Source organism: Anaerobacillus sp. QJM3NY_17, assembly GCF_056173665.1.
The window spans coordinates 4,152,209-4,178,186 of the sequence record NZ_CM149685.1 but is presented as its reverse complement, the minus strand read 5'-3'; the positions used below and the strand labels follow the sequence as shown (position 1 = coordinate 4,178,186).

Here is a 25,978-nt window from a genome sequence, read left to right as displayed (position 1 = left end):
CAGGATACTTTCATTCCTACAGACAGAGAAAGGAGAGGTGAGGATGAAGAATGGATGTCGTTTAACAAATCAAATGTATGATGATTTAAAAGGAAATCTCCTATTTAAGTCATTCATTCAAGAAGAGAAGCATTGGACAAGCTTTATGGAGGCATATGCATCAGAGGATCGTGAGGCGGTAAATAAGCTCAATTCACTTTTTCAAAAGTACTATACAGAAATTCGTTTTATTGCTTACGTCACGAAGCTGATTCGCTACACGGCCATCAACTTTGACCGAAAGCGAAGACTTGGGCATCTTCGCTTTCCTCTTATGCTCGATCAGCCTGTAGGTATGTCTGGTGATGCCTGGATTGATTTCATTGAAAGTACGGAAACGTGTGGTGAAACGATTTCATTTGCCGAAAGTTTTCAGCAGAAATCACTTTATTTAGGATATACCCGATTAACGCCAAAACAGAAGGAAGTTCTTGAACTTTTTTACCGATATGAAGCTTCTGATACGGAGATTGCAAAAATGGCGGGGATTTCTCAACAGGCAGCGAGCAGAAGGCGTAAACGTGCGCTTGAGAAGCTAAGAGAAGCAGGAAAGGAGGGGGATAAATGAGCATAACTACGGTGATTAATGCCATTATTGGAGAACTTGGATTTCCGATCGTCGTTTCACTATATTTACTCGTGCGGCTAGAAAAGAAAATTGATGATTTAACAAGTGCGGTGGCGGATCAGGAAACTGACAAGAAGGGATGACTATGGAGAAAAGACTATATACGCTTTTACAACAGGCAAAGCAGGAAGAGAAAGAAGAACTCGGCGCCATTATTCATCAATTTGAGAAGAAAATTGAAGCAGAGCTCAGGCAAACTTCCCCTCAAAACAGAGATGATTTGCGTCAGGAATTAGTATTAAAAGTTCTTGAAGCGGTGGAAAAATACAATATGGAGGATGTGCCAAACTTTGAACAATTTATTGAAGATCAAAAAGGGAAGGGGTAAGAAACTTTTTCCCTTTTTCTTCCGTATAAAGAGGTAGAGGTGAAGCGGATGCTTAAGGTTGAAATCGAACAAGCAGGTTATGAAAAGAAAGATAGCGCCATTCGTCTGATCGAATTTGAAGTGAAAGGCGGCGAACTTCTGGGGTTATTAGGGTCAAATGGAGCTGGGAAAAGCACAACAATCAAGACGATATTAGGGCTACTGAAAGAGTGGAAAGGAAGCGTGACGTTTGAGAAAGGGTCGCGCTATGCGTATGTGCCAGAGCAACCCGTCTTCTATGATAGCTTAACGCTGTGGGAGCATTTGGAGCTTGCTGCAGCGGCGGTTCTTGGAGACGAGGAATGGGAAGAGCGAGCTCAAGAACTGATTCGCTATTTTCAACTGGAGCACGTAATCCATAACCTACCGTCAAGCTTTTCAAAAGGAATGCGACAGAAGGTGATGCTCATAACGGCTTTTATGCTCAAGCCGGATATTTATATCATTGATGAGCCTTTTCTTGGACTAGATCCGCGCGCTACGAAGGATTTTCTCGCGCTTATTGAAAAGGAGCGGTCTCGTGGAGCAGGTATTTTAATGTGTACGCATGTGCTTGATACGGCAGAGCGAATTTGTGATCAATTCGTTCTGCTCGCAAACGGAACGCTTCTTGCTCAAGGTACGCTTGAAGACATGCGTGAGCAGTCAGGCGCTCGGGAAAGTTCACTTCTTGATTGTGTTGATGCCTTTATGGAGCAACGAATATGACGTCGTTCCAGCTATGGTGGCAACGCGAACGTGACGATCAGCGTTATAAAATCCGAGATCTTCGCTCAGCACTCGATTGGACGGTATGGCTGTATATTCTTATCCCAGGTCTCGTGATTGGAGTGGCGTACTACCGCTCCTGGTGGATTCTTCCGCCTGAATGGCTCGCGGAAGTACCGCAACAGTTGGCGGTTCTGCCGTTATTTATAGTTGCAACTTTCTGGACATTACGACTGTACACAGAAGAAGCTGATCAAGTCTATTTGTTGCAAAATGTGAGTCTTATGGACGGATTAAAGAAATGGGGAATATGCTATTCTCTTCTAAAGGGACTGGTCGCGACGATCATTGGAATGACCCTTGTTTTACCCTTGCTTATTACAGGATGGGGGTGGGGCATAGAGCGATGTGCCGTCACAGGCCTATTTGTCCTTTTAGTCAGTTGGAATATAAAAACTAGCCGGTATTTTATAGAGTTATTTGTTCCTTCTATTTGGGTGAAATGGCTCCCGATCGGTTTAGTGAACCTGATCTCGATCATCGTATTGCTTCTTATGAGTGGGATAGGATGGGGGTATGAATGGGCAGTTGCTCTTGGAGGAGGAAGTTTACTTCTCCTTTTACTTGTTCAGTTACGAGCACGAATGAATATGCGGGGGACTTTTTTCCATGATGTGGTGATGGAGCGCGGGCATAAGCAGAGCGTGACGAAATTTTTGATGGGGCGAGTAGGTGTTGCGCCAATGCCCCTTTTCACTCGAAAGCAGCCTATGCTTTTTAGAGGATCTAGGCGAATCAGTAAGAAAAAGTCTCCAGAAGTTAGAATGATAGACCTATATTTAAAATGGTTACTTCGATCAATGGGGAAGGTTCAGTACTATTTACAAGTCATTGGCTGGGGTACAGCAGCGATATTTCTGTTGCCTCTTATCGTCAAAGTGGTCGTGCTTCTATTTGCGCTCTATGCGCTGATTGGCCTTTCAAGGGCAGACTGGAGTGAATTCTCATCTAGCTGCTATGCCAATCTATTTCAATGGCATCAATCGATCCAAGAGGAAGCGGGGAAAAAAGCATTAAAACTAGTGTCGATGCCAAGTTTTCTTCTACTGTGTATCGTGACAGGGGTTGCTTTCCCAGGTTGGCTAGGAGTTGTACTCTTTCCGCTAGGCGGATGGTTTGTATTTAAGGAGAGTCTCCAGATCGTTCATAGAAACATGCAATCATAAAAAGTTTTTTATCATAAATCGAAAGGTGTATGAACAATTCGAGATTTCGTTGCTTCGATCAAGCGCTTTCCGCTATGATGGGAGAGTAGATTCAGATGAAGGAGCGGATAATGTGATAAAGGTATTTTTAATTATTGGTGCGATTAATGCGGCACTTGCAGTTGGACTGGGCGCATTTGGGGCACATGGATTAGAAGGAAGACTATCAGAAAAAATGCTAGAGACGTTTAAAACCGGTGTACAATACCACATGTATCACGCTCTTGGTTTAGTTGGTGTAGCCATTGCTGCTGACAAGCTTCAATCAGCAGGGCTCATGCAATGGGCTGGATGGCTCATGTTTGCTGGGATCGTCCTCTTTTCCGGAAGCTTGTACGTGCTTAGCTTGAGCGGAATTAAGATCCTTGGTGCAATTACTCCACTAGGCGGCGTCGCGTTTATTACAGCCTGGATTTTGGTTGTTGTGGCTGCGTTTAAGGCGTAGAGGTGCGGCGGTCGGCGGTTGATGGTGCCTGTCACCGCCCGCTATTTGTCGAACCGTGGCAGGCCGGTGCGGTTTATTGGCCAAAACAAAAAGCTGCCGGAAATCCGGCAGCTTTTTCTATACCCGCTAACGCGGAGAATATTGCGTCGTTTGTTGAAGAGGGTAGTTGTATTCAAGCTCTTCATCAAATGTAATATAGTCCAAATAAACCATGAGTAGAATATACCGCTTGCCTGTTTGAGGATCGGATAGAATAATATGATCTCTTCCGGCTGCTTCTACAATTCCTTTAAATACTTTGGCGTTCCATTTCTCATTGTTCTCGAAAGTCATGTACACGGTGGCGATTTTTCCAAGGTTTAGGCGCAGGATGTTTTCAATGTATGATTGCTCGACGGGTAGCTGTCCTGGAAAGCCTCCGCCTCCCTGTGTTGATGCTCCCTGAACCTGCTGGCCTTGAGGATAGCCTGAAGGATACTGTGCCATCTGTCCGCCTTGCCCTTGCTGCGGCATTTGACCATAGCCGCCCCCCTGGTTTTGTGACGGTGAAGTGTTCCAGTATTGATTGTTCATCATAACCCTCCTTAAGCATTCTCTTAGAAGCTGTTGTACACGTCTGCACATTCACTTTCGGTAGGCTTGTAGAAACAGTGGGATTTGAAGCGTCCTGCATTCCACTGGTTATACCACTGGTCAGGGCAGGTGCCGCCTGGTTTAAAGAACCAGAGAGAGTTGCTGGCAGGATGGTATTTCATCCCTTTGATGGCTTTGCGAGCAAGACGCTTATCTTTTTCGCGTGCTCGTTGGTAAAAGTAGCCTTTCTGAGTCGCTTCAAAACCGCCGGGACTCTGATAAACCATGTTGTTCATCGTGTTGATGTTCTTAAAATCAAGGCACCTCACCTTTACACGGTTTACCCCTACATTGCCTACCATCAGCATACCTAACTGCCCCTCACCTTCTGCTTCTGCACGCATCAAGCGAGCCAAAAGGTTTACATCATTTTCGTTCGTCTGAATCACCGCCATAACAACACCTCATCTCAGTTGTACCCATGTGCAAGAAGTAAGAAAGATGCCATGACTCTACGTAACTCATTGTATGTACGATTTGAAGGAATATGACTTTGACATAGACCACTCAAATACACAAAAAATCCCTTCAGACAATAAAGTGTCAGAAGGGATTTTCTCTATTAAACGTATAGGAATTGAGGCAGGCGCTCTTTCGGTAGGTGCGTTCCAACGTAGAAGCTACCAAATTCACCAAAACGAGCGCTTACTTCATCGAAGCGCATTTCGTAGACAAGCTTTTTAAACTGAAGCACGTCGTCTGCGAAAAGCGTAACGCCCCATTCCCAGTCATCAAAGCCAACAGAGCCTGTGATAATCTGCTTTACTTTGCCAGCATAGCTACGTCCGATCAGTCCGTGACTACGCATCATTTCACGACGCTCGTCCATTGAAAGCATGTACCAGTTGTCGTTTCCTTCGCGTTTTTTGTTCATTGGATAGAAGCACACGTAAGGAGCTTCTGCTAATTCTGGCTTCAAACGGGCCTGAATGCGCGGGTCATTATCAGGGTCGCTATCTTTTCCAGCCATATAGTTACTAAGCTCAACGACAGATACGTAAGAGTATTCTTTCACCGTATATTCAGCTAAAGTCGTTTTGTTAAAAGCATTTTCAATTTCATTTAACTCTTCCATAGTCGGACGGAGAAGCATTAACATAAAGTCCGCTTTCTGACCAATGATGGAATAAAGCGTATGACTTCCTTGTTTATGGCCTGCTGTGACTTCCCATTTTTCAAGGAACGTTAGAAATTCATTCATCGCAAGATCACGTTCTTCGCTTGAAAGCTGTTTCCATGCCGTCCAGTTCATAGTACGGAAATCATGAAGGCAATACCAGCCATCAAGAGTAACTGCTGCTTGATTCATATCTGATTCACTCCTTATCTTTTATCACACCAATAAGGCAGGTTACGTTTATACAGCAACTGCTCCTAAAGGTCCGATTGGTTCAACTAACCATCAGAGCAAATCAAACAATGCCCACTTTGATGGAAGTTTCCCTATATCCACTACCTACTATACCAATACTTGTACCTCTTTAAAAGCGATTGAGAGTGACGATTGAATGAAAAAGATATTCAGAAATCCGATGGTAAATCAGTACCAATGTTTAAATACGATTACGTTAGCTTATATTTAGAAGAGAATTAAGATTGAAAACTACTATAGTCCCTTTTGATTCGTCTGAAAAATAGAACTTTTGCATGCAAAGGCTTACACTTGCGGATTTATTTTCGTTTTTCGGGAAAAAGGGTTATCGTAGGAGTTGGATATTAAAAATAATGAGGTGAAACCAATGAGTGATCTTTTTACAAACATGAAAGACCAGGTTAAAGCAGGTTATCCGACAATCGTTTTCCCTGAAGGAACAGATGAGCGCGTATTAGCAGCAGCAAACCGCCTAGCAGAGGATGGCATCCTTAAGCCAATCGTTATTGGAGGAGAAAATGCAATCCAGGATAAAGCGTCAAGCCTAAGCCTTACATTGCACAGCGACCTTACAATTATGGATCCAGCAACGTATTCTGAAATGGATGCCCTTGTGGAATCATTTGTTGAGCGTCGTAAAGGTAAAGCAACAGCTGAACAAGCGCAGGATATTCTTCTTAACGTGAACTACTTCGGTACAATGCTCGTTCACACAGGCAAAGCAGATGGCCTTGTCAGTGGTGCGGCTCATTCTACTGGTGATACAGTTCGTCCAGCGCTTCAAATCATCAAAACAAAAGAAGGTGTGAAGAAAACATCTGGTGCTTTTGTAATGGTAAAAGGTGATGAGAAGTACGTTTTTGCTGACTGTGCAATTAACATTTCTCCTGACAGCAATGATCTTGCTGAAATCGGTGTAAGCAGTGCTGAAACTGCAAAAATGTTTGGAATGGACCCTAAAGTAGCGATGCTAAGCTTCTCTACTAAAGGTTCTGCAAAATCTCCTGAAACAGAGAAAGTTGAAGAAGCAACACGTTTAGCGAAAGAAATGGCGCCAGATCTAGTGATCGACGGCGAATTCCAATTCGATGCTGCTTTTGTTCCAGAAGTAGCACAAAAGAAAGCACCTGAATCACCACTTAAAGGACAAGCAAATGTATTTGTATTCCCAAGTCTTGAAGCAGGTAACATTGGCTACAAAATGGTTCAACGTCTTGGTGGATATGAGGCCGTTGGTCCAGTCCTTCAAGGATTAAACAAACCAGTAAACGACCTATCTCGCGGATGTAGCGAGGAAGACGTGTACAAGCTAGCATTGATTACAGCAATGCAGAGCCTATAATAAATGAAAGCCCCTGAAGGCACGCCTTCAGGGGCTTTATTTATTAGCCAAGTGCTTTTTCATTTCGAGTAAACACTCGCTGGTAGTTGAAATCGTAAAGAGACAGCTCTGGAATGGAAAGATGTGCCGTTGTTAATGATTCGGTATATTGCTTAAGCGTTTTAAGAGTTTTCATCATGATGTCGGAAACGCTTAGCTCTTCCCCAATGAGTTCACTTAACGAAGCCATCGTTTCGGGAACAATTTCAGGATAAGTGAATTTTGTTGGTTCTCCGTTCACGCCCCGCTTATAGAATTCCTGAATGATAGATGCGCGCTCTGATCCACTTCCATCGACACAAAGGTAAACTTGAACAGCGACTCCGCCGCGAAGTCTGCGTTGCGAAATGCCGGCAAATTTTTTCCCGTTAATGCTTAGGTCGTATCGACCCGGACAGTAAGATCCTACAATTTCCCTATCTTCAATTGTTACGTTATATGGCGACAAAATTTCCTGAATGAAATCGACCATTGCTTCGTACCCCGTATCAATGTCAATATGCTGCTGCTTTTCAGCTAAAACAAGTGAGAGATTTAACACTCCTGCATCAAGGACGACAGCAAGACCTCCAGAGTTTCTCACAATTACGCGATAACCTAAACTTTCTAAATAGTGAACGGCTTCCTCAAAGTTGGGAAGGCGTGTATCTTGTATACCGAGAACTATCGTATTGTGATGCACCCATGAGCGCAAAATCGGTGGGGATTCACCACTTCCAGCAGAATTACAAAGGGTATCATCCATTGCAAAAGATTGCAGCGCATCAAAGGATGGGCCTAGTGTTGATTGATCTATAATTCGCCATTTTGGCTGAAAAAGTATGGAATCGTTTGTTGGCATTTTCTTATCCCTTCTTCACTAACTAATCGTATTTATTATAGCAGAAGAAATGAGACATTAGACATCATCCGACAGTATTTCCCGGGTGATGACAAAACACTCGTCCTTTTTTCCTAATTTACTTCTTATTTTCCCTTTAAAACTTTGATTTTATAAAGAAATATATCTATTACGAAAAAAAGGAAATTGCGAGAATTGTCTAAAATGATATAATCATAATTACGGTAGTTTCAAGTTAGCGAGCGAGCGGGTATATACAGTAAAGAAATGGGAATGTATGTAAGAGCTTTCATATATGACTAAGATCATACGAAGAATCTACATATAGGAGAAACAACCAGCGTTGGATCGTTCTTCATGAACAGGAAACGGTGGTATTTACGTCGATTTGACGAAAGGGGACATGTTTATGAAGCTAACAGTTAAAATTATTGCAGGTCTAGTTCTAGGTATTATTGTTGGTGTTATCTTTAACTTATTTGCACCAGATGCATTTGGACCTGTCGATCAATATCTATTTGGTCCTGTTGGACAAATCTTTCTTAACTTAATTAAGATGCTTGTTGTACCAATTGTATTCTTCTCAATCGTGGTAGGAACGGCTGGAATAAGCGATCCGAAGAAGCTTGGACGTATGGGTGGGAAAACCGTTGCGTTTTTCCTTGTTACAACAACCATTGCTATTTCCATTGCGATGGCGCTTGCTTACTTAATTAAACCGGGTGTTGAAGGTTCATTCTCAGGAAATGCTGATTTTAAAGCAGAAGAAGCACCTCCTGTGTTGGATACTATTATTAATATTATCCCAACGAATCCGATATCGGCCATGGTTGAAGGAAACATGCTCCAAATTATCGCATTTGCTATCTTCGTAGGTTTTGCCCTTGCGATTCTTGGCGAGCGTACGAAAGCCTTAAGTAATCTTTTTGAACAGGGTAACGACGTTATGATGTATCTTGTTAAGATTATTATGGAAACAGCGCCATATGGTGCATTTGCACTTATTGCTTCCGCTGTTGGTGGACAAGGTAAAGAAGCGTTACAGTCAATGGGAATGTATTTCCTAGTAGTACTTGGCGCACTCCTCATCCATTTTCTCTTCACATATGGTAGTGCGATATATTTCCTTTGTAAAGAGAATCCAATTAAATTCTATAAAGCTTTTGCACCCGCAATGGCTGTTGCCTTCAGTACATCTTCAAGTAGCGGTACGCTTCCTGTATCTATGAAAACCGCTCAAGAAAATCTGAAGATTCCTAAGCAGGTGAGTAGTTTTGTACAACCGCTTGGGGCAACAATTAACATGGACGGAACGGCAATTATGCAGGGTGTAGCTACGATCTTTATCGCTCAAATTACCGGGGTTGATCTTACCTTTACACAACTCATCATTGTTGTCGTCACAGCAACGCTCGCTAGTATAGGTACAGCTGGTGTGCCAGGTGTAGGACTTATCATGCTCGCAATGGTTCTAAAGCAAGTTGGATTGCCAGTAGAGCCAATTGGATTGATTCTAGCAGTTGACCGTCTACTTGATATGACACGTACTGCTGTTAATATTACAGGTGACGCGGCATGTGCGATGTATATTGCGAAATCTGAAGAGAAGCGTGAAGGAAAAGAAGCAGAGACTGTTCTATAACATCATAAAGTATGAGATTCGAACCTTTTAAATGAAAAAAGGAAACAATTTCTCGTATATATAGCTATTGTTAGTCGTTCCATTCTTTCCATATGCCCGTTCAACAGGAGCCTTCCCTCATGATGTGTTTGATCACAAAGTGGGGGAAGGTTTTCATTTTGGAATGGGTGTTATATAATGAATGAATGATTTTGACGGAAGGAGCCTATCGCGGAATGCTCGAACGATTAAGCGAAGAAAAAGTATTTAAAGACCCTGTCCATCGCTATATTCATGTCCGATACCGTTTAATCTGGGAGCTAATTGGTACTAAGGAATTTCAGCGTTTGCGAAGGGTTCGCCAGCTCGGAACAACGTACCTAACTTTTCATGGAGCAGAACATAGTCGCTTTAGTCACTCGCTCGGTGTATACGAGATTGTAAGACGTATTAACGAGATTTTCTCTCAATATGATAGCTGGAACGAAGAGAACAGGCTATTAAGTATGTGTGCTGCGCTGTTACATGATGTAGGTCATGGACCTTTTTCACATTCATTTGAAAAAGTGTTTAACCTGGACCATGAAGACTTTACTCGGATGGTTATCCTTGGGGACACTGAAATCAATCAAGTGCTTCGAAAAGTAAGCGATGATTTCCCGTTGGAAGTGGCTGATGTAATTGCCAAAACACATAGCAACAAACTTGTGGTTAGCTTAATTTCAAGTCAAATTGACGCCGATCGAATGGATTATCTTCTTCGTGATGCCTATTTTACTGGAGTGAGCTATGGACAATTTGATATTGAACGAATTTTACGCGTCATGCGACCTGGTGATGATCAAATTGTGATTAAACAGAGCGGTATGCATGCAGTTGAAGACTATATTATGAGCCGCTATCAAATGTATTGGCAAATTTATTTCCACCCCGTGACACGAAGTGCAGAAGTGATTCTAAGTAAAATTCTCCATCGTGCAAAAAGACTGTTTGAAGAGGGGTATCATTTTCAACACGATCCGATTCACTTCTATTCACTATTTAAAGAAGATATTCGTCTAGAAGACTTTCTTAAGCTAGATGATTCTGTCGTTATGTTCTATTTCCAGATTTGGCAGGAGGAAGAGGATGATATTCTAAGAGACCTCTGTGAACGATTTATGAATCGAAGACTGTTTAAGTACATTGAGTTTAATCCAATGCAGCAAATGAATGCGTGGAGAGAGCTTTATGACTCTTTTCATGAAGCAGGTATTGATCCAGATTACTATCTTGAGGTTGATTCATCTTCTGATTTACCGTATGATTTCTATCGGCCTGGAGAAGAGGAAGAACGTTTGCCGATCCATTTGTTGAAACCAGGTGGGGATTTGCGTGAGCTTTCCCGTGAATCTGATGTGGTTGAAGCGATTTCTGGTAAGAAGCGAACAGACCACAAACTGTATTTCCCTGCAGATTTCATTCTTGAAGGAAATACAGATGCTACTCGTCGTATTAAGTCATTGCTTCAAATCGATTAGCTGTTCAAAAAGAAAAGTGATCCTGGCATGAAGACGACTTCCGCTACAGGTATCGCTAAATAGTGGTGTTTAAAACGTTGAGTTTAATTTGGGAGTGAGGTCCCGTTTCAACTGAACGTTTAAGCATCTTCTAATAGATAAGAAAGCTTTTTGGACAACCTGTAAAAAGTACATGGGAGGGGTGCAGGTTGCTAGAAGATCACGCGAAAGTGATAGCTGTGTTGAAGGAAGCCGGAGAGGTCATTGGACGTAAGAAATTACAGAAAATCATTTACATTTGTAAGAAGCTACAGTTTCCATTTAACGAGAAGTATCAATTCCATTTCTATGGACCGTATTCAGAAGAATTGACGCTACGAGTGGAAGAGCTTTGTAACCTTGGTCTTGTTACAGAGGTGAAGGAAAGCAAAGGTGGCTATTACCAATATAAATACACGGTAACAGATGAAGGTCATGAATTTCTCGGTCATTATGATTTCCAAATGCCGGAATTACATCAATGCATCGATGAAATTAATAGTCAAAGTTCACGTTTTCTTGAGCTTGTTTCAACCATTCTTTTCTTCGATCGCCTTTCAAAGGAAGAAGTGGTTGAGAAGGTTCATACCATCAAACGTAAACAGAATTATTCTGATGATGAAATTACTGAGGCCTATACATTTATAGAAAAGCTAGGATGCTAATGGTCATTTGTATCTAGTTTAATAGAATAAGATATTTCTACAAACAAAAGGTGCCCTTAGGGGCACCTTTTGTTGCGGAAATTAACTTTTTATCGAAAATTTCTTCTGACTCATTTCAGAGAGTTTTGTAAGGTCGACTTTTGAAAGAATGACACCAGCAACAATGATTGCAATCATTTGGAGAAAAGAGAATACCAGTGTGCTGATATAAGGAAATAGAAGTTCGGATATGTTAGGCAAGGTTCCTGCCATCATAAAGACTAGCGTAAAAGAAGAGACGGTATGGAAGGTTATCCCTGAAATCAATGCAATTGTATGTCTCGTTTTAAGAAGGGTAGGAAGCCAGAATGTCGAAAGTAGAAAGTAGCCGACTAGGATAATAAGTAGTGAAAAGAAACCTGCTAGTCCCGTATACTGATAGCCTCCGGCTGCTAAAATAATCGTATAAATAAGGGACGCAAGTAGGCCAATTGAGAAGCCAATTGCGGGGGAAGAATAAAGATATTTTTTCATAATCATACCACCTTTTACAAATACTTTGAGTTCACTACGTAAATACCCGTTTGATGATTAGTATAATCGTTTCTCTATATCAAAAGTTGGAAAAACAAGTCGAGAAAATAGAACTTATTTGTCGAATGACAAAAAGGGTTCAAAAGTCTTACATTATTGAAATGGAGTGAGGGAGATGAAAGAAGTGAAGGTAGGGTTAGTTGGATTTGGTTTTTCGGGAGCGACTTTTCATGCGCCAGTGATTGAATCTGTACAGGGGTTAACCATCACAAAAGTGGTTTCTTCTAATCCGAAGAAAGTAATTGAGCAGTTTCCAAAAATGGAAGTGGTCGCTTCAATAGACGAGCTTTTAAAGGATAGAGAAATAGAGTTAGTCATTATTACGACACCGAATGAATTTCATTTCCCAATGGCGAAGCAGGCTCTTGAAGCAGGGAAACATGTTGTTCTTGAGAAACCATTCACGGTAAGTGTAGAAGAGGGAGAAGAGTTAATTCAAATAGCTAAAAACCATGACAGATTGCTAAGTGTGTATCATAACAGGAGATACGATAATGATTTTCTTACGATTCAGAAGCTCATAAAAGAAGAGGAGCTTGGAACGGTCGTTTCGTACGAGGCGCATTATGATCGGTACAGTGCGAAGGTGCATGATCGTTGGCGAGAGCAGGATAAGAAGGGATCTGGTATTCTCTTTGACCTGGGTTCTCATTTAATCGACCAGGCACTGACTCTATTTGGCGAGCCTGAGGGCGTATATGGAGATGTTTTGACTCAAAAAGAAGAAGGGAAAACGGACGATTACTTTCACCTAATTTTGCATTACGGAAAAAGAAGAGTGATTCTCCACGCTGGCTCTCTCGTAAAAAAACACGGACCTCGCTATCAAATTCATGGAATAAAGGGATCATTTATAAAATGGGGTATTGATCCTCAGGAAGAAGCGCTGAAAAAGGGACAATTACCAGGTGATGAGCACTGGGGAGAAGACGAGAGCGATCAGTACGGCGTACTAACGAAAGATAATCGCGATAGAGTGATTCCAACCATACCTGGTTCTTATCAAACATACTACATAGAACTGCACCAAGCGATTTATGAACAAAGTACTGCGCCTGTAACAGCAAGAGAAGCCCTTACAGTGATCAAAGTGATCGAGCTTGCATTAAAGAGTAGTGAAGAGAAAAGATTAGTGAAATGGGTATGAAAAAAGATCTGCCCTGAATGGGCAGATCTTTTAGTTAAGCATGTGGTAGGAAAGCGAGCTGATAGAAGAATAGCACAGCGAAAAGATAAAGAAGCGGATGAACCTCACGCCATTTCCCTTTTACGATCTTTAAAATGGGGTACGTAATAAACCCAAGCGCGATTCCTGTAGCAATACTTGCCGTAAGTGGCATTGTGAGAATGATCAAGAAGGCAGGAAACGCCTCATCAAATTCACTCCAATCAATTTTACCAACGGCGCCAATCATTAAGCTTCCGACGATGATAAGAGTGGGAGCTGTGATGGCGGAAAGTCCAGATAGAGAACCGACAAGTGGTCCAAAGAAAGCTGAGACGATAAAGAGTACAGAAACGACAACTGATGTTAAGCCAGTTCGCCCGCCGGCAGCAACACCAGCAGAGGATTCAAGATAAGCACTAGTTGGGCTTGTTCCAAAGATCGCTCCGACAGTTGTTCCGATCGAGTCAGCAAGAAGTGCCTGACGTGCACGCGGCATTTTCTTTCCTTTCATCAAACCTGCCTGTTCTGCCACACCGACCATTGTTCCTGTCGTATCGAAGAGTGTAACGAGTAGGAATGAGAAGACAACGGCATATAATCCGTATTCAATCATATCCTTAAAGGCCTGAAGTGGACTTCCGAAGATGAAAAGTTCGGGAGCAGATGGAGCTTGCATGAAGCCTTCCTTAAATTCAAGCTGTCCTGTAAAAATAGCAATGATAGCTGTGATGATCATTCCGAAGAAGAGTGCACCTGGAACATTTCGAGCCATTAGAATAAGTGTGATCATAAGGCCAACAAGCGCTAGAAGAACTTCAGGGGAATGAAGATTTCCTAGACCAACAAGGTTTTCTTCATCTGCGATGATAATCCCTGTCATGCGAAGTCCGATAAACGCGATGAAAAGTCCGATACCTGCTGTAATACCAAGCTTCAAATTCGTAGGAATGGCTTCGATAAGCTTTTCACGAAACGGTGTTAATGAAAGAATAATGAACAGTAGTCCGGCAATAAATACGGCACCAAAGGCAACCTGGTAGGATACGCCTGCTTGTCCACCTACTACGGAGAACGCAAAATAGGCGTTCAGCCCCATACCGGGAGCGATCGCTATTGGATAATTCGCGAAAAGTCCCATCCAGAGTGTTCCAACAACAGCTGCAATAATCGTGGCGATGAAGACGGTATCGAATGGCACGCCAGTTGAAGATAGTATAATTGGGTTAACTATTACAATATATACCATTGTCAGGAATGTCGTTAATCCTGCAAGGAATTCTGTTTTAACGTTAGTTCCATTTTCTTTTAACCGGAAAAAGGAGTTAAACATGATAATACCTCCATTAAATACGAACGTTTTTTAAACACAAATACTATAATATTCGTAATAAAGCTGTTTGGCAAGGGGTAATCTAAAATAGTTGATGATAAAAGTGTGAATGGCTGTCGGATGAATACACTAGTTCAATTGTGATAAAATGATAGCGGACAATTGTGAATGAAGGAGGTACTAAGAATGGCAAATGAAGAAGAACAAAAACCAAAAAAGAAGCCTTCAACAGGTTTTAATATTTTAAGTGGGGACTCCACAGATGGACACGGCGGTTACGGAGTAGGAACGATTAACCTCGATAACGTTTCCCCTGTGATTATCGATCCGACAACGGATGAAATTTATGTTGATGTTGGCGCATTGCATGCACGTAGTGCCCTTGAGAAACGGAAGAAGCTCGTTAAGACACGTGAAGAAGTACCTGATGGCCATACTGCTTGGATCGTATGGGTTACCCTTCAACGAAGTGAAGAAGGTCCTTTCTATTACGGCATTGGTGCCTGTGAATTCTTCTTAAATGCCGAAGCGAAGCGGGCATGGAAAAGCATGCCAGAGCATGTGAATAATATGGATAAATCCATGAAAGGTAAAGTGGTCGTGGACCATATGGATGACAAATCCAAGAAAATGCTTCGTGAGTATTTGATTGAGTTCGATAAAGACGTCTATGAGCGTTCAAGTGATGACGTGAAATTAGGACTTCAAGACTAACTTTCATATCGTTTTCTGACTAATTGATAAAATCACTTGAGGTTTCCTAAAACTGAGCGTAAACTTATGTATACGCAACACATATAGCTAGGACCCAAAGCAGCCCGGGGAATCTTCCCCGGGCTGTTCTGGTTGTCTCCGAAAATGAAGTGAGCGCTTCCATGTTATACTCTTATATGTAGAAAGGGTGAGCTAAATGTGGAATCAAATCCCTCGTGAGAAAAAGAAAGAGCTTATTGAGCGCATTCAATCATATTTCTATGATGAACGTGATGAAGAAATAGGTGAGCTCGCAGCAGAGAATTTTCTCCATTTTGTTATGGCAGAGATCGGGCCAACTCTATACAATGCCGGTATTTCAGATGCAATTGGCATGACAGAGCAGAAGTGGATGAGTATTGAGCAAGACCTTGAAGCATTAAAGAAAGCAGATCCAAAATAAAGGGCTAATCAAAAGACGGATGTACACATCCGTCTTTTTTAACGGACCCATTGGAAGAAACGCTCCAAAAGTCCTTTCTGTTCATTTTCTTTTCCATTAGGGACCGTTCCGGGATGATCTTCACAAAGGTGAGTTGGTTCGGTTCCTTCTATATAATAAGTTAAGCGTTTCACAGGACAGTTTTCAGTAGCGATTAAACCTGTTTGCGCATCAATTTCGACACCGACAACATTTTCAGGCTCCTCAAAATCGGTCGCTTTTTCTTCCGCCAGTGCATCCTCAATGAAATTCACCCAGATTTTCTTCGTATACGAACCATCGTTTCGATGATTTAGCTTCTCTCCTTTGTCATAACCAACCCAGACGGCCGCTGTTAACTGAGGCGTAAATCCAACCATCCAGCTATCAGTTGAAGTAGAACCTGTTTTAGCGGCAGCTGGACGTGTTAATAGATGATCAACGCCTGAGCCTGTTACACGCGTATAATCATTTAAGGATTCATCGAAAACACCCGTCATCATGCTTGTCGTGACAAAGGCAGCATCAGGATCCAATACAAGTTCAGATTCAGATTTGTGTTCGTAGATGACCTTTCCATCTCGATCCGTGACTTTTTCAATATAATAAGGTGAGACGCCATATCCACCGTTAGCAAGCATACTATAGGCTTCCGTCATTTCCATCATACCTACGGGCTTAGTGCCGAGAGCTAATGAGGGAATAGCAGACAGCTTACTTCTAATGCCGAATGATTTGGCTGTATTCACGAGCGTTTTTTCTTCTAGAAACATGTGTGTTTTCACAGCGACTATATTATCTGAAAGAGCAAGTGCCTGGGCGAGTGTGATTTCATCATTCGCGTAAACATCCCCATAATTATGAGGTGAGTAGGTTTTGCGTTCATTATCATAGTAAAAAGTTGTAGGTTCACTGCGAATAAGCGTAGACGGCGTAAAGCCATTTTTGATTGCGGCATAATAAAGCAGCGGCTTAAACGTCGATCCTGGTGTCCTTTTGGCCATCGTTGCTCGGTTGAATTTACTTTCTGTATAATCGCGGCCACCAATCATTACTTTTACAGCTCCTGATGTAGGCTCCATGGCTACGAGAGCAGCTTGTATGTCGCTTTTTTTATCAATACTTGATTCTACCCATTTTTCGGCAGCATTTTGCATTGATGTATCAAGCGTCGTATAAACGTGTAATCCTCCTTGCTCAATAACACGTTCATCAAGTGAAAGTACGGATTTTAATTGCTTCTTAACCTCTTGTGCAAAATATGGAGCAATTTCAGGCTTAGTATCTTCTGTAAAGGTTTCGAGAGCCATCTGTTCCATATCTGCCTGGTTTGCTTCTGATTCGGTTAGAGCATGATTTGTTACCATCGCTTGAAGGACTGTGCTTTGTCGTTCCTCTGCTCTTTCTGCATCAGCATATGGAGAGTAATAACCTGGTCCTTTTGGAATGCCGGCGAGCATGGCAGATTCAGCAACCGAAAGATCCTCAGCTTTTTTTCCGAAGTACGTTCTTGCGGCTGATTCTATTCCGTATGATCCGTGACCATAATAAATGGTATTTAAATATCCTTCTAGAATATCTTCCTTTGAATAATGAACTTCAAGTCGATAAGCATAGAAAGCTTCTGCGATTTTTCGTGTCCACGTTTTATCATGTTCCAAAAATAGATTACGGGCGTATTGCTGCGTAATCGTACTTGCTCCTTGAACCTTGGCCATCGCTTTTATATCAGCGAGAATAGCCCCGCCAATGCGTTTGAAGTCAAAGCCCATATGATCATAGAAATGCCGATCTTCAATGGCAATCGTGGCATCTATGACATGAGGAGAAATGTGATCAAGGTCAACCCAGTAGCGATTCTGACCGTCTTTATTACTCTCGCTAATTACATTTTCTTTATGATCATAATAAATCGTTGTTTGCGGTACTTGAAGCTCAGGAGCTCCCATGAAAACAGTTAGCAAATAGAGCGATCCAACGGATAGCCCGATTATTACAATACATATCATCATTAGCCTACTTAGAAGCATTGTCCAACGCTTCCAATAATGGAATCGCTCAGTTCTGAGCCATTTCATGTGGTTCACCCCCACATCATCTTAAATCTAGTATGTGACAATCTAGAAACTCTTAAACACGTTTCTCTTCGGTAATTGTCCTTTTTATCCAACGCGGATAGGCTAGAATGGGCGAATGCGTTTCTTCAGATGAACAAGGGAAAATATTTGTCCAGCTTTTGAATAGGATGAACTATAATGAATGTTACTGAGAGCAGGGAGAGAAGAGTATGGAGATGATGATTGCGATTATCCTTGGAATTGTAGAAGGGATAACGGAATTTCTGCCCGTTTCATCTACAGGTCATTTGATTTTAACGGGATATTGGCTTGGTTTTACTGGTGAACGGGCAAAAACATTTGAGATTGTGATTCAGCTTGGCTCTATTTTAGCTGTGGTCGTGATGTATCGGCATCGATTTGCGGATTTATTATCACCAAATAGCGAGAGAAAAGGATTAACCCTGATTCATCTTATGCTTGGAATGATTCCAGCTGTCGTAGCAGGATTTCTTCTTCATAGCTTTATTAAAAGTTATCTTTTCTCCCCTTACACGGTTGTGATCGGACTTGTGATTGGTGGCGTGTTAATGATCGTAGCTGACTTAAAGAAGGAGGCGCCAATTAGCTCGAGCCTGGATGAATTAACATGGAAGCAGGCTTTTTCTATTGGAGTATTTCAATGTCTTGCTCTCTGGCCTGGATTTTCAAGGTCAGGTGCAACGATTTCAGGCGGCGTCTTGCTCGGAACAACTCATAAAACAGCTGCTGAATTTTCATTTATTCTAGCTGTACCAATGATGGTGGCGGCGAGTGGATATGATTTATTGCAAAGTTATCAGTATTTATCTGTATCCGACATTCCTGTGTTCCTAACAGGCTTTTTAACAGCCTTTTTAGTGGCGCTTTTGGCTATTGTAACATTTATTAAATTCATTGAACGCGTCCGTCTCATCCCTTTTGCGATTTACAGATTTGTGCTTGCTTTTTTTGTTTGGATGATTTTATTTTAGTGTTAATAGAGTCGTTCACTTAAATAACTTTTTGAGCCGACAGTTGAAAGTATAAAATTCTCTTGCTTTTTACACAGAGTCGACTATACTTTTCTTGTACTTTAAGAATGCTTAGATACATTTTTTTGCTACATACTAATGGTGTTTGGACCTATGTGGTTCGGGAACGGACTTAGTGTAGCAATGACATAGAGGAGTGGTTTACATGGAATTATGGTACACAGAGAAACAAACGGAACGCTTCGGCATTACGGCGAAAATTAAGCAGACGCTGCATACGGAACAAACGGACTTTCAGCGTCTTGATATGATTGAAACAGAAGAATTCGGTAACATGCTCGTACTCGACGGTATGGTTATGACAACGGAGAAGGATGAGTTTGTTTACCATGAGATGGTCGCACACGTGCCCCTTTTCACACATCCAAACCCAAAACACGTTCTTGTTGTTGGTGGCGGTGATGGAGGCGTTATTCGTGAAGTATTGAAGCATCCATCTGTTGAAAAAGCAACGCTTGTTGAAATCGATGGCAAAGTGATCGAGTATTCGAAAAAGTACTTGCCTACTATCGCAGGAGCGCTAGATGACGAGCGTGTTGAGGTTCTTGTTGATGATGGCTTTATGCATATCGCGAAAAGCGAAGGCGAGTATGACGTGATCATGGTTGATTCCACTGAGCCGGTAGGACCAGCTGCAAAGCTTTTTGAACGTGGCTTCTATGAAGGCATTTCAAAAGCACTAAAAGAAGATGGTATTTTCGTTGCACAGACGGACAACCCTTGGTTTAAAGCGGACTTAATTACGCAAGTATCAAAAGATGTAAGAGAAATCTTCCCGATTACGCGCGTATACACAGCGAACATTCCAACTTACCCGAGTGGCCTGTGGACGTTTACGATTGGATCTAAAAAGAATGATCCGCTTGAAGTACCTGAAAGTCGCTTCCACGAGATTGAGACTAAGTACTATACGAAAGAGCTTCACAATGCTTGCTTCGCACTTCCGAAATTCGTACAGGACCTTGTAAAATGAGCATGAAATTCGATGAAGCTTATTCAGGTAACGTGTTTATTCTAAGTAACCCATCCTTCGACGAAAGTAATGTGGTTATCTATGGTATGCCAATGGACTGGACAGTTAGTTTTCGTCCCGGATCTCGCTTTGGGCCAGGACGCATTCGAGAGGCTTCATTAGGACTTGAAGAATATAGTCCTTATGCAGATCGTCATCTTGAAGAAATTCGTTATTTCGATGCAGGAGATATTCCACTTCCATTCGGTAATCCTCAGCGAAGCATTGATATGATTGAAGAATATCTTGATTCGTTGCTTGAAGCGGGAAAATTCCCACTTGGTATGGGTGGGGAGCACCTTGTAACGTGGCCCATTCTAAAAGCTTTTCACAAAAAATACGATGATCTTGCGTTGATCCATATCGATGCACACGCGGATTTGCGTGAAGAGTATGAAGGAGAGTCTCTTTCTCACTCCACACCTGTTCGTAAAATTTGTGGATTGATTGGTGCTGAGAACGTATACTCATTCGGCATTCGTTCTGGTATGCGTGAAGAGTTTCAATTCGCCAAAGAATCCGGTATGCACATGGACAAATTTGAAGTAGCAGAACCACTTAAAAAAGTCCTACCAACGCTTAAAGGACGCAATGTGTATGTAACGATTGATATCGATGTTCTTGACCCTGCTCATGCGCCTGGGACAGGCACAGCTGAAGCAGGTGGGATCACATCCAAAGAGTTGCTTGAGGCGATCTCAGCCATTGCTGGTTCTGAAATAAACGTCGTTGGTACGGATCTTGTTGAAGTTGCACCAGCTTATGACCCATCCGAACAAACGCCGATTGCGGCTAGTAAATTTATCCGTGAAATGCTTCTCGGCTGGACTCACAAAAAATAATCCAGAGAGGCTGTATTCATTTTGAATACAGTCTTTTTTTGTTTGGATGCTCTGTATGTTCCGTGCGCGACTTTTAGCTTATTCGAGTGAAACCTTAGTTTCACACTGTATATATGAGCTAAAAATCAACACAGAAAATGAGCTGGGGTGGACAAGGCGCTTCCGCTTCTGATGATCTAGCTTCAGCGCCTACCCCCTCGAGGTCTTAAGTCGCCCCTCATTGTGACAAAGAACGTCACATTGAGAGTCGCCTTAAGCTGGTCGGGGGTGGACAAGGCGCTGCCGCTTTTCTTATAATAAGAAAGTTAATGATTTAGTAAGGACGTGAAGTGATGAGTGATCATCCGATTGAAATAACCATTGATTCCCGTATCCAATCGGGAAAAGAAAAAGAATCTACAAACTATTCCGTGCAGGGAAACCTCGTTGAAAAGGGAGAGGCGCTTTATTTACGCTATGAAGAAAGCCTTGAGATTGGCAAGGTTTCAACTACTGTTAAAATAGATAAAGAGCAAGTGACCGTGATTCGAAGAGGAGCGCTATCGATGCGTCAGCAATTTGCGCCAGGACAAGTGTCAGAATCTCTATATAAAACACCGTTCGGATCGATGCCGATGCAAATTCGGACGGAACGAATTGAGCAATTGGTGGACAAGGAGAAGCACAAAGGACGCCTAACGCTTCGCTATTTGCTTAACCTCGAGGAAGATGAAACGCAGCGACACGAACTGTCGCTAAGCTGGAAAGGAGCAAGTCAATGAACAGTGTGGAACAAAAGAAAGAACAGCTAAAAGAAGAAATCAAGCAGGCCGTATTAAAGGCTAGTCTTGCATCAGAGAGTGAAATGCCGGAAGTGATTTTGGAATCACCTAAAGACAAGGCTCACGGTGACTATGCGACGAACATGGCGATGCAGCTTGCTCGTATCGCGAAAAAAGCGCCGAGAGCTATTGCTAAGGATCTTAAAGCAAATCTTGATATGACAAAAGCAGGGATTAAGCAGATTGATATCGCTGGTCCTGGGTTTATTAACTTTTTTATGGATACTGCTTATTTAACAGAGCTCATTCCAACGATTCTTGATAAAGGAAACAACTATGGCCGATCTGCAGACAAGAATGAAAAAATCCAAGTAGAGTTCGTTTCAGCGAACCCGACTGGAAGCCTGCACCTTGGTCATGCACGAGGAGCGGCTGTAGGTGATACGCTTTGTAATGTGCTTGATCGTGCCGGTTATGATGTTTCGCGTGAATATTACATCAATGACGCTGGGAACCAGATTCATAATTTAACGGTTTCTCTTGAAGCTCGCTACATGCAAGCACTTGGAAAAGAAAAGGACATGCCTGAAGATGGCTATCAAGGTCAGGATATCGTTCAGTTCGGGAAAGATCTTGTCGAGAAGGAAGGCGACCGTCTACTTCAACTCGATGAGAAAGAGCGCTATGCTTACTTCCGCGAGTACGGTCTTGAGCGCGAGCTTGAGAAGCTAAAGAAGGATTTGAAAGAATTTGGTGTTGAATTCGATGTCTGGTTCTCTGAGACTTCTCTTTATCAATCAAGCAAAATCGATGATGTTCTTGCGAAGCTAAATGAACGCGGTGAAACATTTGAGCAGGACGGTGCTACGTGGTTCCGCTCGACTACTTACGGCGATGACAAAGATCGCGTCTTGATTAAAGGCGATGGTTCTTATACGTATCTAACTCCGGATATTGCTTACCACCAAGATAAACTTTCTCGTGGATTCGATAAGCTGATTAACATTTGGGGAGCTGACCACCACGGCTATATTCCAAGAATGAAAGCGGCAATCGAAGCACTTGGTTATAAGCGTGAGCAGCTAGAAGTGGAAATTATTCAAATGGTGAACCTCTTTAAAGATGGTGAAAAAATGAAGATGAGTAAGCGAACAGGTAAAGCTGTTACGCTTCGTGAATTGATGGATGAAGTCGGTATCGATGCAATGCGCTATTTCTTCTCAATGCGCAGCTCAGATTCTCACCTTGATTTTGATATGGACCTTGCCGTATCACGCTCGAATGAAAACCCTGTGTATTACGTGCAATATGCGCACGCTCGCGTATGCAGTATTCTTCGTCAGGGAGAAGAGATGGGGCTAACAGAAGATGCGGATCTATCTCTCATTACATCTGAGAAAGAAATGGACCTTCTTAAGAAGCTCGGTGAATTGCCTGAAGCGATTGCGGAAGCAGCGGATAAGCGTATGACGCATCGCATTACAAACTATTCATTTGAACTTGCTCAAGCACTACACAGCTTCTACAATGCTGAACGAGTTCTTGATCCAGAAGATCTTGCGAAAAGTGCGGCTCGTTTCAAACTTATGAAAGCCGTTCGTCAAACGATTCAAAACACCCTTGAAATCATTGGCGTAACTGCACCAGAGAAAATGTAATAAAAAAATCCTATCGCATGAGCGATAGGATTTTTTTATTTATGCGAATGATACGTTGATTAATTTTAAACTAATTTCGTAGGTTAAAAACTCTTACACGTTCACATTTTTTATAATGAATCGGTCATTCGGTCATACTTTAAAAAAGGGGTGATGTGATGAAGACAGTTTTGATTGCAACATTAACAGGATTTTTGGTCGGGTTAATTTTTGCGTTTTTGAAGCTACCCATCCCAGCTCCACCTGCATTCGCAGGCATTGCTGGGATTGTTGGGATATACCTTGGATTTAAGGCGTATGAATGGTTATCAGGGTTCTGGTCACTGTAAATTGAGATTTTTGATAGCTGCATCGATAGCGAAATAATTTTTTATTTCCATAATACAGAACCTCCACTAAGTCTTTTGACGCCACGTATCGCTGAAAGATCGTCGACAAGCTGCAGAGCTGCGAGGTCTTTTTTCTTTGCTTCAATCATGATGTCAGCATCTTCTCCGTATTCTTTCAACATGTCTATAAATGGAATGGCAAACTCACTGTCCACATAATCTGCATGACTCCGGTAGGCGCTAGCAGATTTGGGAGAGGAAAGGTGGTATTTCGGTAGAAGTCCTTTTGGCTTCCATGTTTCATGAACGCGTTCAAAAAAGCGCTCAGGTAGTCCGTCGCCTGGATTCGCAAGATGATGATGGTAATCGAAAATAAACGGGACGCCTGTTTGCTCACATGCCTCGAGCGTTTCTTTCGCATTGTATGTTTTATCATCATTTTCAAGCGTCACATGCGAGCGAAGATGAGAAGGAATGGAATCAAAATTCGCGTAAAAACGCTTAAGGGTTTCCTCTTTATCTCCGTAAGCTCCACCAATATGTATATTAACGATGGAGCGAGAGTCTAGTCCCATCGCATCTAGCATAGCAACATGATAGTCCAAGTCACCTATAGCATTGTCCGTTACGTGTTGTTTTGGACTTGTAAAAAGAGTGAATTGGTTCGGATGAAAGCTCACACGAAGGCGGTGCTTTTGAACAAGCTCACCGATCTCTTCAAACATGTCACGGAAAGGCGTAATGTAATCCCACTTTGCTTCAGGATGCGTCGCAAGCGGAACAATGGAAGAAGACATACGATACAAATCAATTTCATGTGCAATATTGTAGTGCAGCGCACGTAACGTACTCTTTAAATTCGTTTCTGTAATTGTATGAAGCTTCTCTGAACGTTCTTCTTCAGAAAGCTTTGACCAGGTGGAAAAAGTCATTGTACGCGCCGGTGAAGCTTCGTGCAACGCAAGTGCGTTTGATACATATCCAAATCTGAGCTTCATAATAAGTGGTCTCCTTTCAAAAAAAGGGCTGGTCATTTCTTTCCCTGTGCAAGCGAATTGAAACAAAGGAAAGCACATCGAACTTTTTAAAGAAACGGACTGAAGAGTCTTGCTAGTGGAGCAAGCACTCGGTTTCCGATCGTTCGATCTTGAAGCCTCTTCAAGTCGAGACGTTCACATTGAAGAATGTCTTTTTGGATCGCTTCTTTGATTTCAACGATGAGAGAAGGAGTGCTAATAATACAGTTGATTTCGCCATTAATGTGGAAGCTTCGTTGATCAAAATTCGCTGTACCAATGTCACACAATGTCTCATCAATGATCATAACTTTAGCGTGGTAGAAGCCGTTCATATATTGATAAACTTCTCCACCGGCACGAATCAGTTCAACGAGGTAATCATATGAAGCTTCTTTTACGAGAGGATGGTCGGCACGCATTGGCAAAATAACCTGGACTTTAATACCGCATTTCAGGGCGCGTAGCAGGCTTGTTTGAACAGTTTGTCCTGGAATGTAATAGGGGGAGCCAATGATAATAGATGTTGTAGCTTTATCAATATAGGAGGCAAAAGCTTCCTCTACACTATTACCATTCGTAATATGAAACGAGACTTTATGCTGACCTGTTTCAAGCGGCGGTATATAAACGTTATCCTTATTAATAGGGGAGTGACTCTCTTCCCAATCAAGGAAAAATTGATCTTGAAGTCCTTGAACGGCTTCGCCAGTCACGCGAAGGTGATAGTCTCGCCAATATCCAAACTTAGGATCCTTCCCTACATATTCGTTTCCCACGTTAAAGCCACCAACATAGCCAATCTCTCCATCAATAACAGTGATTTTTCGATGATTACGCTCATTTATGGAAGTGAAAAATCGAGGGAAAGAAATTTTTCTGGAATAGGAAAAAACGATGCCACAGGAGGTCATTTTTCTTATGGTGGTTTTCTTTAAGCTGTGACTACCTCCATAGTCCACGAGTAAATAGACAGAGACGCCAGAGGTTGCTTTTTGACAAAGATGCTCGATAACCATATGTCCCGTGGCGTCATCTCGAAAAATATAAAACATCATATGAATTTGATAGACTGCAGCATCAATATCATTTATTAGTGCTCTAAAAAAATCATCTCCATCATTAATGAAAGTCAGGTTTCCCGTCATTTTTTGACGTGAAGAGGAAGGAGCGAGTTTTCTTTTCTTATTGCCTGTATGAAGGTCGGTTATTAACCACAATATGAGTGCGAGTAGGACTGTTAAAAAGATCTCCACGATTTTCCCCTCCTTTCAATAGTTACTGTTGACTTAGTTTGTCCTAAACTTAAAAAAAGTAAAAAAAAATCTCTGACTGAATGCTCATTCAGTTATTTATGTGTTATACTGAAGTCAGAAAATTACTTTCATTCTGACTTAAAAGCGTTTTCATAAATTGTTTGAACTGTCGGGGAGCATCTTTGTTCAAGCATCACGAAGCGGCTAAGAAGGAATGACACGAAAG

28 protein-coding genes are annotated in these 25,978 nt (G+C 42.0%); 19 read left to right on the top strand and 9 right to left on the bottom strand.

Going from position 1 to position 25,978, the window contains the following annotated elements; all coding sequences use genetic code 11:
- Window positions 1-43: 43 nt before the first annotated feature.
- From AC0VYV_RS21310 to AC0VYV_RS21285, 6 genes are all read left to right on the top strand, one after another.
- The gene (locus tag AC0VYV_RS21310) at window positions 44-607 is read left to right on the top strand and encodes a sigma-70 family RNA polymerase sigma factor (RefSeq protein ID WP_430245207.1); all 564 of its coding nucleotides are present in this window, start codon (window positions 44-46) and stop codon (window positions 605-607) included.
- On the top strand, window positions 604-750 hold the full coding sequence (locus AC0VYV_RS21305; protein WP_475374263.1) for a YvrJ family protein: 147 nt from the start codon (window positions 604-606) through the stop codon (window positions 748-750). Before AC0VYV_RS21310 ends, AC0VYV_RS21305 begins: the two co-directional genes overlap by 4 nt.
- A gap of 2 nt (window positions 751-752) precedes the next feature.
- Window positions 753-995 (top strand): helix-turn-helix domain-containing protein, encoded by a 243-nt coding sequence (locus AC0VYV_RS21300; protein ID WP_430245210.1) that lies wholly within the window; start codon window positions 753-755, stop codon window positions 993-995.
- A gap of 48 nt (window positions 996-1,043) precedes the next feature.
- Entirely contained in the window at window positions 1,044-1,742 is a 699-nt protein-coding gene (locus AC0VYV_RS21295) for an ABC transporter ATP-binding protein (protein ID WP_475366172.1), read from the top strand.
- Window positions 1,739-2,968, top strand: coding sequence for an ABC transporter permease (locus AC0VYV_RS21290; protein ID WP_475374262.1), 1,230 nt, complete (start codon window positions 1,739-1,741; stop codon window positions 2,966-2,968). Before AC0VYV_RS21295 ends, AC0VYV_RS21290 begins: the two co-directional genes overlap by 4 nt.
- A 115-nt stretch (window positions 2,969-3,083) precedes the next feature.
- Window positions 3,084-3,452, top strand: coding sequence for a DUF423 domain-containing protein (locus AC0VYV_RS21285; protein ID WP_194219551.1), 369 nt, complete (start codon window positions 3,084-3,086; stop codon window positions 3,450-3,452).
- Between the two features lie 126 nt (window positions 3,453-3,578).
- On the opposite strand, the gene gerQ is transcribed toward AC0VYV_RS21285, so the two are convergent.
- The 3 genes from gerQ to hemQ all read right to left on the bottom strand — a co-directional run bounded on the left by gerQ (window position 3,579) and on the right by hemQ (window position 5,394).
- Window positions 3,579-4,028 carry a spore coat protein GerQ gene (gene gerQ, locus AC0VYV_RS21280; RefSeq protein ID WP_283153318.1) on the bottom strand — a complete coding sequence of 150 codons (450 nt, stop codon included), beginning with the start codon at window positions 4,026-4,028 and terminating at the stop codon, window positions 3,579-3,581.
- 20 nt (window positions 4,029-4,048) lie between these two features.
- Window positions 4,049-4,480, bottom strand: a complete 432-nt coding sequence (locus tag AC0VYV_RS21275) for a cell wall hydrolase (RefSeq protein WP_283153319.1) — start codon at window positions 4,478-4,480, stop codon at window positions 4,049-4,051.
- Window positions 4,481-4,647: 167 nt separating this feature from the next.
- Window positions 4,648-5,394: a hydrogen peroxide-dependent heme synthase gene (gene hemQ, locus AC0VYV_RS21270; protein ID WP_283153320.1), complete on the bottom strand. Its 747-nt coding sequence runs from the start codon at window positions 5,392-5,394 to the stop codon at window positions 4,648-4,650.
- Between the two features lie 430 nt (window positions 5,395-5,824).
- Here hemQ and pta point away from each other — a divergent pair, with 430 nt between their 5' ends.
- Entirely contained in the window at window positions 5,825-6,799 is a 975-nt protein-coding gene (pta, locus tag AC0VYV_RS21265; RefSeq protein ID WP_194218335.1) for a phosphate acetyltransferase, read from the top strand.
- 43 nt (window positions 6,800-6,842) lie between these two features.
- On the opposite strand, the gene lipL is transcribed toward pta, so the two are convergent.
- Window positions 6,843-7,679 carry an octanoyl-[GcvH]:protein N-octanoyltransferase gene (gene lipL, locus AC0VYV_RS21260; protein ID WP_475373087.1) on the bottom strand — a complete coding sequence of 279 codons (837 nt, stop codon included), beginning with the start codon at window positions 7,677-7,679 and terminating at the stop codon, window positions 6,843-6,845.
- Between the two features lie 409 nt (window positions 7,680-8,088).
- Here lipL and AC0VYV_RS21255 point away from each other — a divergent pair, with 409 nt between their 5' ends.
- The 3 genes from AC0VYV_RS21255 to AC0VYV_RS21245 all read left to right on the top strand — a co-directional run bounded on the left by AC0VYV_RS21255 (window position 8,089) and on the right by AC0VYV_RS21245 (window position 11,503).
- Window positions 8,089-9,321, top strand: a complete 1,233-nt coding sequence (locus AC0VYV_RS21255; protein ID WP_475368196.1) for a dicarboxylate/amino acid:cation symporter — start codon at window positions 8,089-8,091, stop codon at window positions 9,319-9,321.
- Between the two features lie 215 nt (window positions 9,322-9,536).
- The gene (locus AC0VYV_RS21250) at window positions 9,537-10,820 is read left to right on the top strand and encodes an HD domain-containing protein (protein ID WP_194219552.1); all 1,284 of its coding nucleotides are present in this window, start codon (window positions 9,537-9,539) and stop codon (window positions 10,818-10,820) included.
- Window positions 10,821-11,008: 188 nt separating this feature from the next.
- Window positions 11,009-11,503, top strand: a complete 495-nt coding sequence (locus AC0VYV_RS21245) for a YwgA family protein (protein ID WP_194218338.1) — start codon at window positions 11,009-11,011, stop codon at window positions 11,501-11,503.
- Window positions 11,504-11,584: 81 nt separating this feature from the next.
- Here AC0VYV_RS21245 and AC0VYV_RS21240 read toward each other — a convergent pair whose 3' ends face one another.
- Window positions 11,585-12,016: a hypothetical protein gene (locus AC0VYV_RS21240; protein WP_430245224.1), complete on the bottom strand. Its 432-nt coding sequence runs from the start codon at window positions 12,014-12,016 to the stop codon at window positions 11,585-11,587.
- 175 nt (window positions 12,017-12,191) lie between these two features.
- Here AC0VYV_RS21240 and AC0VYV_RS21235 point away from each other — a divergent pair, with 175 nt between their 5' ends.
- Entirely contained in the window at window positions 12,192-13,223 is a 1,032-nt protein-coding gene (locus AC0VYV_RS21235) for an oxidoreductase (protein WP_475374261.1), read from the top strand.
- Between the two features lie 34 nt (window positions 13,224-13,257).
- Here AC0VYV_RS21235 and AC0VYV_RS21230 read toward each other — a convergent pair whose 3' ends face one another.
- On the bottom strand, window positions 13,258-14,574 hold the full coding sequence (locus AC0VYV_RS21230) for an NCS2 family permease (protein WP_303532473.1): 1,317 nt from the start codon (window positions 14,572-14,574) through the stop codon (window positions 13,258-13,260).
- Window positions 14,575-14,760: 186 nt separating this feature from the next.
- Between AC0VYV_RS21230 and AC0VYV_RS21225 the strand changes: the two genes are divergently transcribed.
- Together AC0VYV_RS21225 and AC0VYV_RS21220 are read left to right on the top strand one after the other, a co-directional pair.
- The gene (locus AC0VYV_RS21225; protein ID WP_303532471.1) at window positions 14,761-15,288 is read left to right on the top strand and encodes a YwhD family protein; all 528 of its coding nucleotides are present in this window, start codon (window positions 14,761-14,763) and stop codon (window positions 15,286-15,288) included.
- Between the two features lie 196 nt (window positions 15,289-15,484).
- Complete coding sequence (locus AC0VYV_RS21220; RefSeq protein WP_194218343.1) at window positions 15,485-15,730, top strand: DUF2164 domain-containing protein; 246 nt, start codon at window positions 15,485-15,487, stop codon at window positions 15,728-15,730.
- A gap of 38 nt (window positions 15,731-15,768) precedes the next feature.
- Here the strand turns inward: AC0VYV_RS21220 and AC0VYV_RS21215 are convergent, their stop codons facing one another.
- A complete protein-coding gene (locus tag AC0VYV_RS21215; RefSeq protein ID WP_475374259.1) occupies window positions 15,769-17,826 on the bottom strand; it encodes a transglycosylase domain-containing protein in 2,058 nt (685 codons plus the stop codon).
- 209 nt (window positions 17,827-18,035) lie between these two features.
- Between AC0VYV_RS21215 and bacA the strand changes: the two genes are divergently transcribed.
- The 6 genes from bacA (at window position 18,036) to AC0VYV_RS21185 (ending at window position 23,480) form a co-directional block, all read left to right on the top strand.
- Window positions 18,036-18,818: an undecaprenyl-diphosphate phosphatase gene (bacA, locus tag AC0VYV_RS21210; protein WP_475373083.1), complete on the top strand. Its 783-nt coding sequence runs from the start codon at window positions 18,036-18,038 to the stop codon at window positions 18,816-18,818.
- Between the two features lie 205 nt (window positions 18,819-19,023).
- Window positions 19,024-19,851 carry a polyamine aminopropyltransferase gene (speE, locus tag AC0VYV_RS21205; RefSeq protein ID WP_226615764.1) on the top strand — a complete coding sequence of 276 codons (828 nt, stop codon included), beginning with the start codon at window positions 19,024-19,026 and terminating at the stop codon, window positions 19,849-19,851.
- A gap of 2 nt (window positions 19,852-19,853) precedes the next feature.
- Window positions 19,854-20,732, top strand: coding sequence for an agmatinase (gene speB / locus AC0VYV_RS21200; protein WP_475374909.1), 879 nt, complete (start codon window positions 19,854-19,856; stop codon window positions 20,730-20,732).
- Between the two features lie 332 nt (window positions 20,733-21,064).
- Window positions 21,065-21,493 (top strand): YwiB family protein, encoded by a 429-nt coding sequence (locus tag AC0VYV_RS21195; RefSeq protein WP_194218347.1) that lies wholly within the window; start codon window positions 21,065-21,067, stop codon window positions 21,491-21,493.
- A complete protein-coding gene (gene argS, locus AC0VYV_RS21190) occupies window positions 21,490-23,151 on the top strand; it encodes an arginine--tRNA ligase (protein ID WP_475366165.1) in 1,662 nt (553 codons plus the stop codon). The genes AC0VYV_RS21195 and argS overlap by 4 nt, the downstream gene beginning before the upstream one ends.
- 158 nt (window positions 23,152-23,309) lie before the next feature.
- Window positions 23,310-23,480, top strand: a complete 171-nt coding sequence (locus tag AC0VYV_RS21185; RefSeq protein ID WP_194218349.1) for a XapX domain-containing protein — start codon at window positions 23,310-23,312, stop codon at window positions 23,478-23,480.
- 41 nt (window positions 23,481-23,521) lie between these two features.
- Here the strand turns inward: AC0VYV_RS21185 and uvsE are convergent, their stop codons facing one another.
- Window positions 23,522-24,478 (bottom strand): UV DNA damage repair endonuclease UvsE, encoded by a 957-nt coding sequence (gene uvsE / locus AC0VYV_RS21180; protein ID WP_283153327.1) that lies wholly within the window; start codon window positions 24,476-24,478, stop codon window positions 23,522-23,524.
- Between the two features lie 86 nt (window positions 24,479-24,564).
- Window positions 24,565-25,752, bottom strand: coding sequence for a cardiolipin synthase (gene cls / locus AC0VYV_RS21175; RefSeq protein ID WP_475366163.1), 1,188 nt, complete (start codon window positions 25,750-25,752; stop codon window positions 24,565-24,567).
- Window positions 25,753-25,978 lie beyond the last annotated feature (226 nt).

Bases quoted from the DNA above. Each gene is read 5' to 3' on its own strand.
- AC0VYV_RS21310 (WP_430245207.1), top strand. From the start codon at position 44: ATGAAGAATGGATGTCGTTTAACAAATCAAATGTATGATGATTTAAAA.
- AC0VYV_RS21305 (WP_475374263.1), top strand. From the start codon at position 604: ATGAGCATAACTACGGTGATTAATGCCATTATTGGAGAACTTGGATTT.
- AC0VYV_RS21300 (WP_430245210.1), top strand. From the start codon at position 753: ATGGAGAAAAGACTATATACGCTTTTACAACAGGCAAAGCAGGAAGAG.
- AC0VYV_RS21295 (WP_475366172.1), top strand. From the start codon at position 1,044: ATGCTTAAGGTTGAAATCGAACAAGCAGGTTATGAAAAGAAAGATAGC.
- AC0VYV_RS21290 (WP_475374262.1), top strand. From the start codon at position 1,739: ATGACGTCGTTCCAGCTATGGTGGCAACGCGAACGTGACGATCAGCGT.
- gerQ (WP_283153318.1), bottom strand. From the start codon at position 4,028: ATGATGAACAATCAATACTGGAACACTTCACCGTCACAAAACCAGGGG.
- AC0VYV_RS21275 (WP_283153319.1), bottom strand. From the start codon at position 4,480: ATGGCGGTGATTCAGACGAACGAAAATGATGTAAACCTTTTGGCTCGC.
- hemQ (WP_283153320.1), bottom strand. From the start codon at position 5,394: ATGAATCAAGCAGCAGTTACTCTTGATGGCTGGTATTGCCTTCATGAT.
- pta (WP_194218335.1), top strand. From the start codon at position 5,825: ATGAGTGATCTTTTTACAAACATGAAAGACCAGGTTAAAGCAGGTTAT.
- lipL (WP_475373087.1), bottom strand. From the start codon at position 7,679: ATGCCAACAAACGATTCCATACTTTTTCAGCCAAAATGGCGAATTATA.
- AC0VYV_RS21255 (WP_475368196.1), top strand. From the start codon at position 8,089: ATGAAGCTAACAGTTAAAATTATTGCAGGTCTAGTTCTAGGTATTATT.
- AC0VYV_RS21250 (WP_194219552.1), top strand. From the start codon at position 9,537: ATGCTCGAACGATTAAGCGAAGAAAAAGTATTTAAAGACCCTGTCCAT.
- AC0VYV_RS21240 (WP_430245224.1), bottom strand. From the start codon at position 12,016: ATGAAAAAATATCTTTATTCTTCCCCCGCAATTGGCTTCTCAATTGGC.
- AC0VYV_RS21235 (WP_475374261.1), top strand. From the start codon at position 12,192: ATGAAAGAAGTGAAGGTAGGGTTAGTTGGATTTGGTTTTTCGGGAGCG.
- AC0VYV_RS21230 (WP_303532473.1), bottom strand. From the start codon at position 14,574: ATGTTTAACTCCTTTTTCCGGTTAAAAGAAAATGGAACTAACGTTAAA.
- AC0VYV_RS21225 (WP_303532471.1), top strand. From the start codon at position 14,761: ATGGCAAATGAAGAAGAACAAAAACCAAAAAAGAAGCCTTCAACAGGT.
- AC0VYV_RS21220 (WP_194218343.1), top strand. From the start codon at position 15,485: ATGTGGAATCAAATCCCTCGTGAGAAAAAGAAAGAGCTTATTGAGCGC.
- AC0VYV_RS21215 (WP_475374259.1), bottom strand. From the start codon at position 17,826: ATGAAATGGCTCAGAACTGAGCGATTCCATTATTGGAAGCGTTGGACA.
- bacA (WP_475373083.1), top strand. From the start codon at position 18,036: ATGGAGATGATGATTGCGATTATCCTTGGAATTGTAGAAGGGATAACG.
- speE (WP_226615764.1), top strand. From the start codon at position 19,024: ATGGAATTATGGTACACAGAGAAACAAACGGAACGCTTCGGCATTACG.
- speB (WP_475374909.1), top strand. From the start codon at position 19,854: ATGAAATTCGATGAAGCTTATTCAGGTAACGTGTTTATTCTAAGTAAC.
- AC0VYV_RS21195 (WP_194218347.1), top strand. From the start codon at position 21,065: ATGAGTGATCATCCGATTGAAATAACCATTGATTCCCGTATCCAATCG.
- argS (WP_475366165.1), top strand. From the start codon at position 21,490: ATGAACAGTGTGGAACAAAAGAAAGAACAGCTAAAAGAAGAAATCAAG.
- AC0VYV_RS21185 (WP_194218349.1), top strand. From the start codon at position 23,310: ATGAAGACAGTTTTGATTGCAACATTAACAGGATTTTTGGTCGGGTTA.
- uvsE (WP_283153327.1), bottom strand. From the start codon at position 24,478: ATGAAGCTCAGATTTGGATATGTATCAAACGCACTTGCGTTGCACGAA.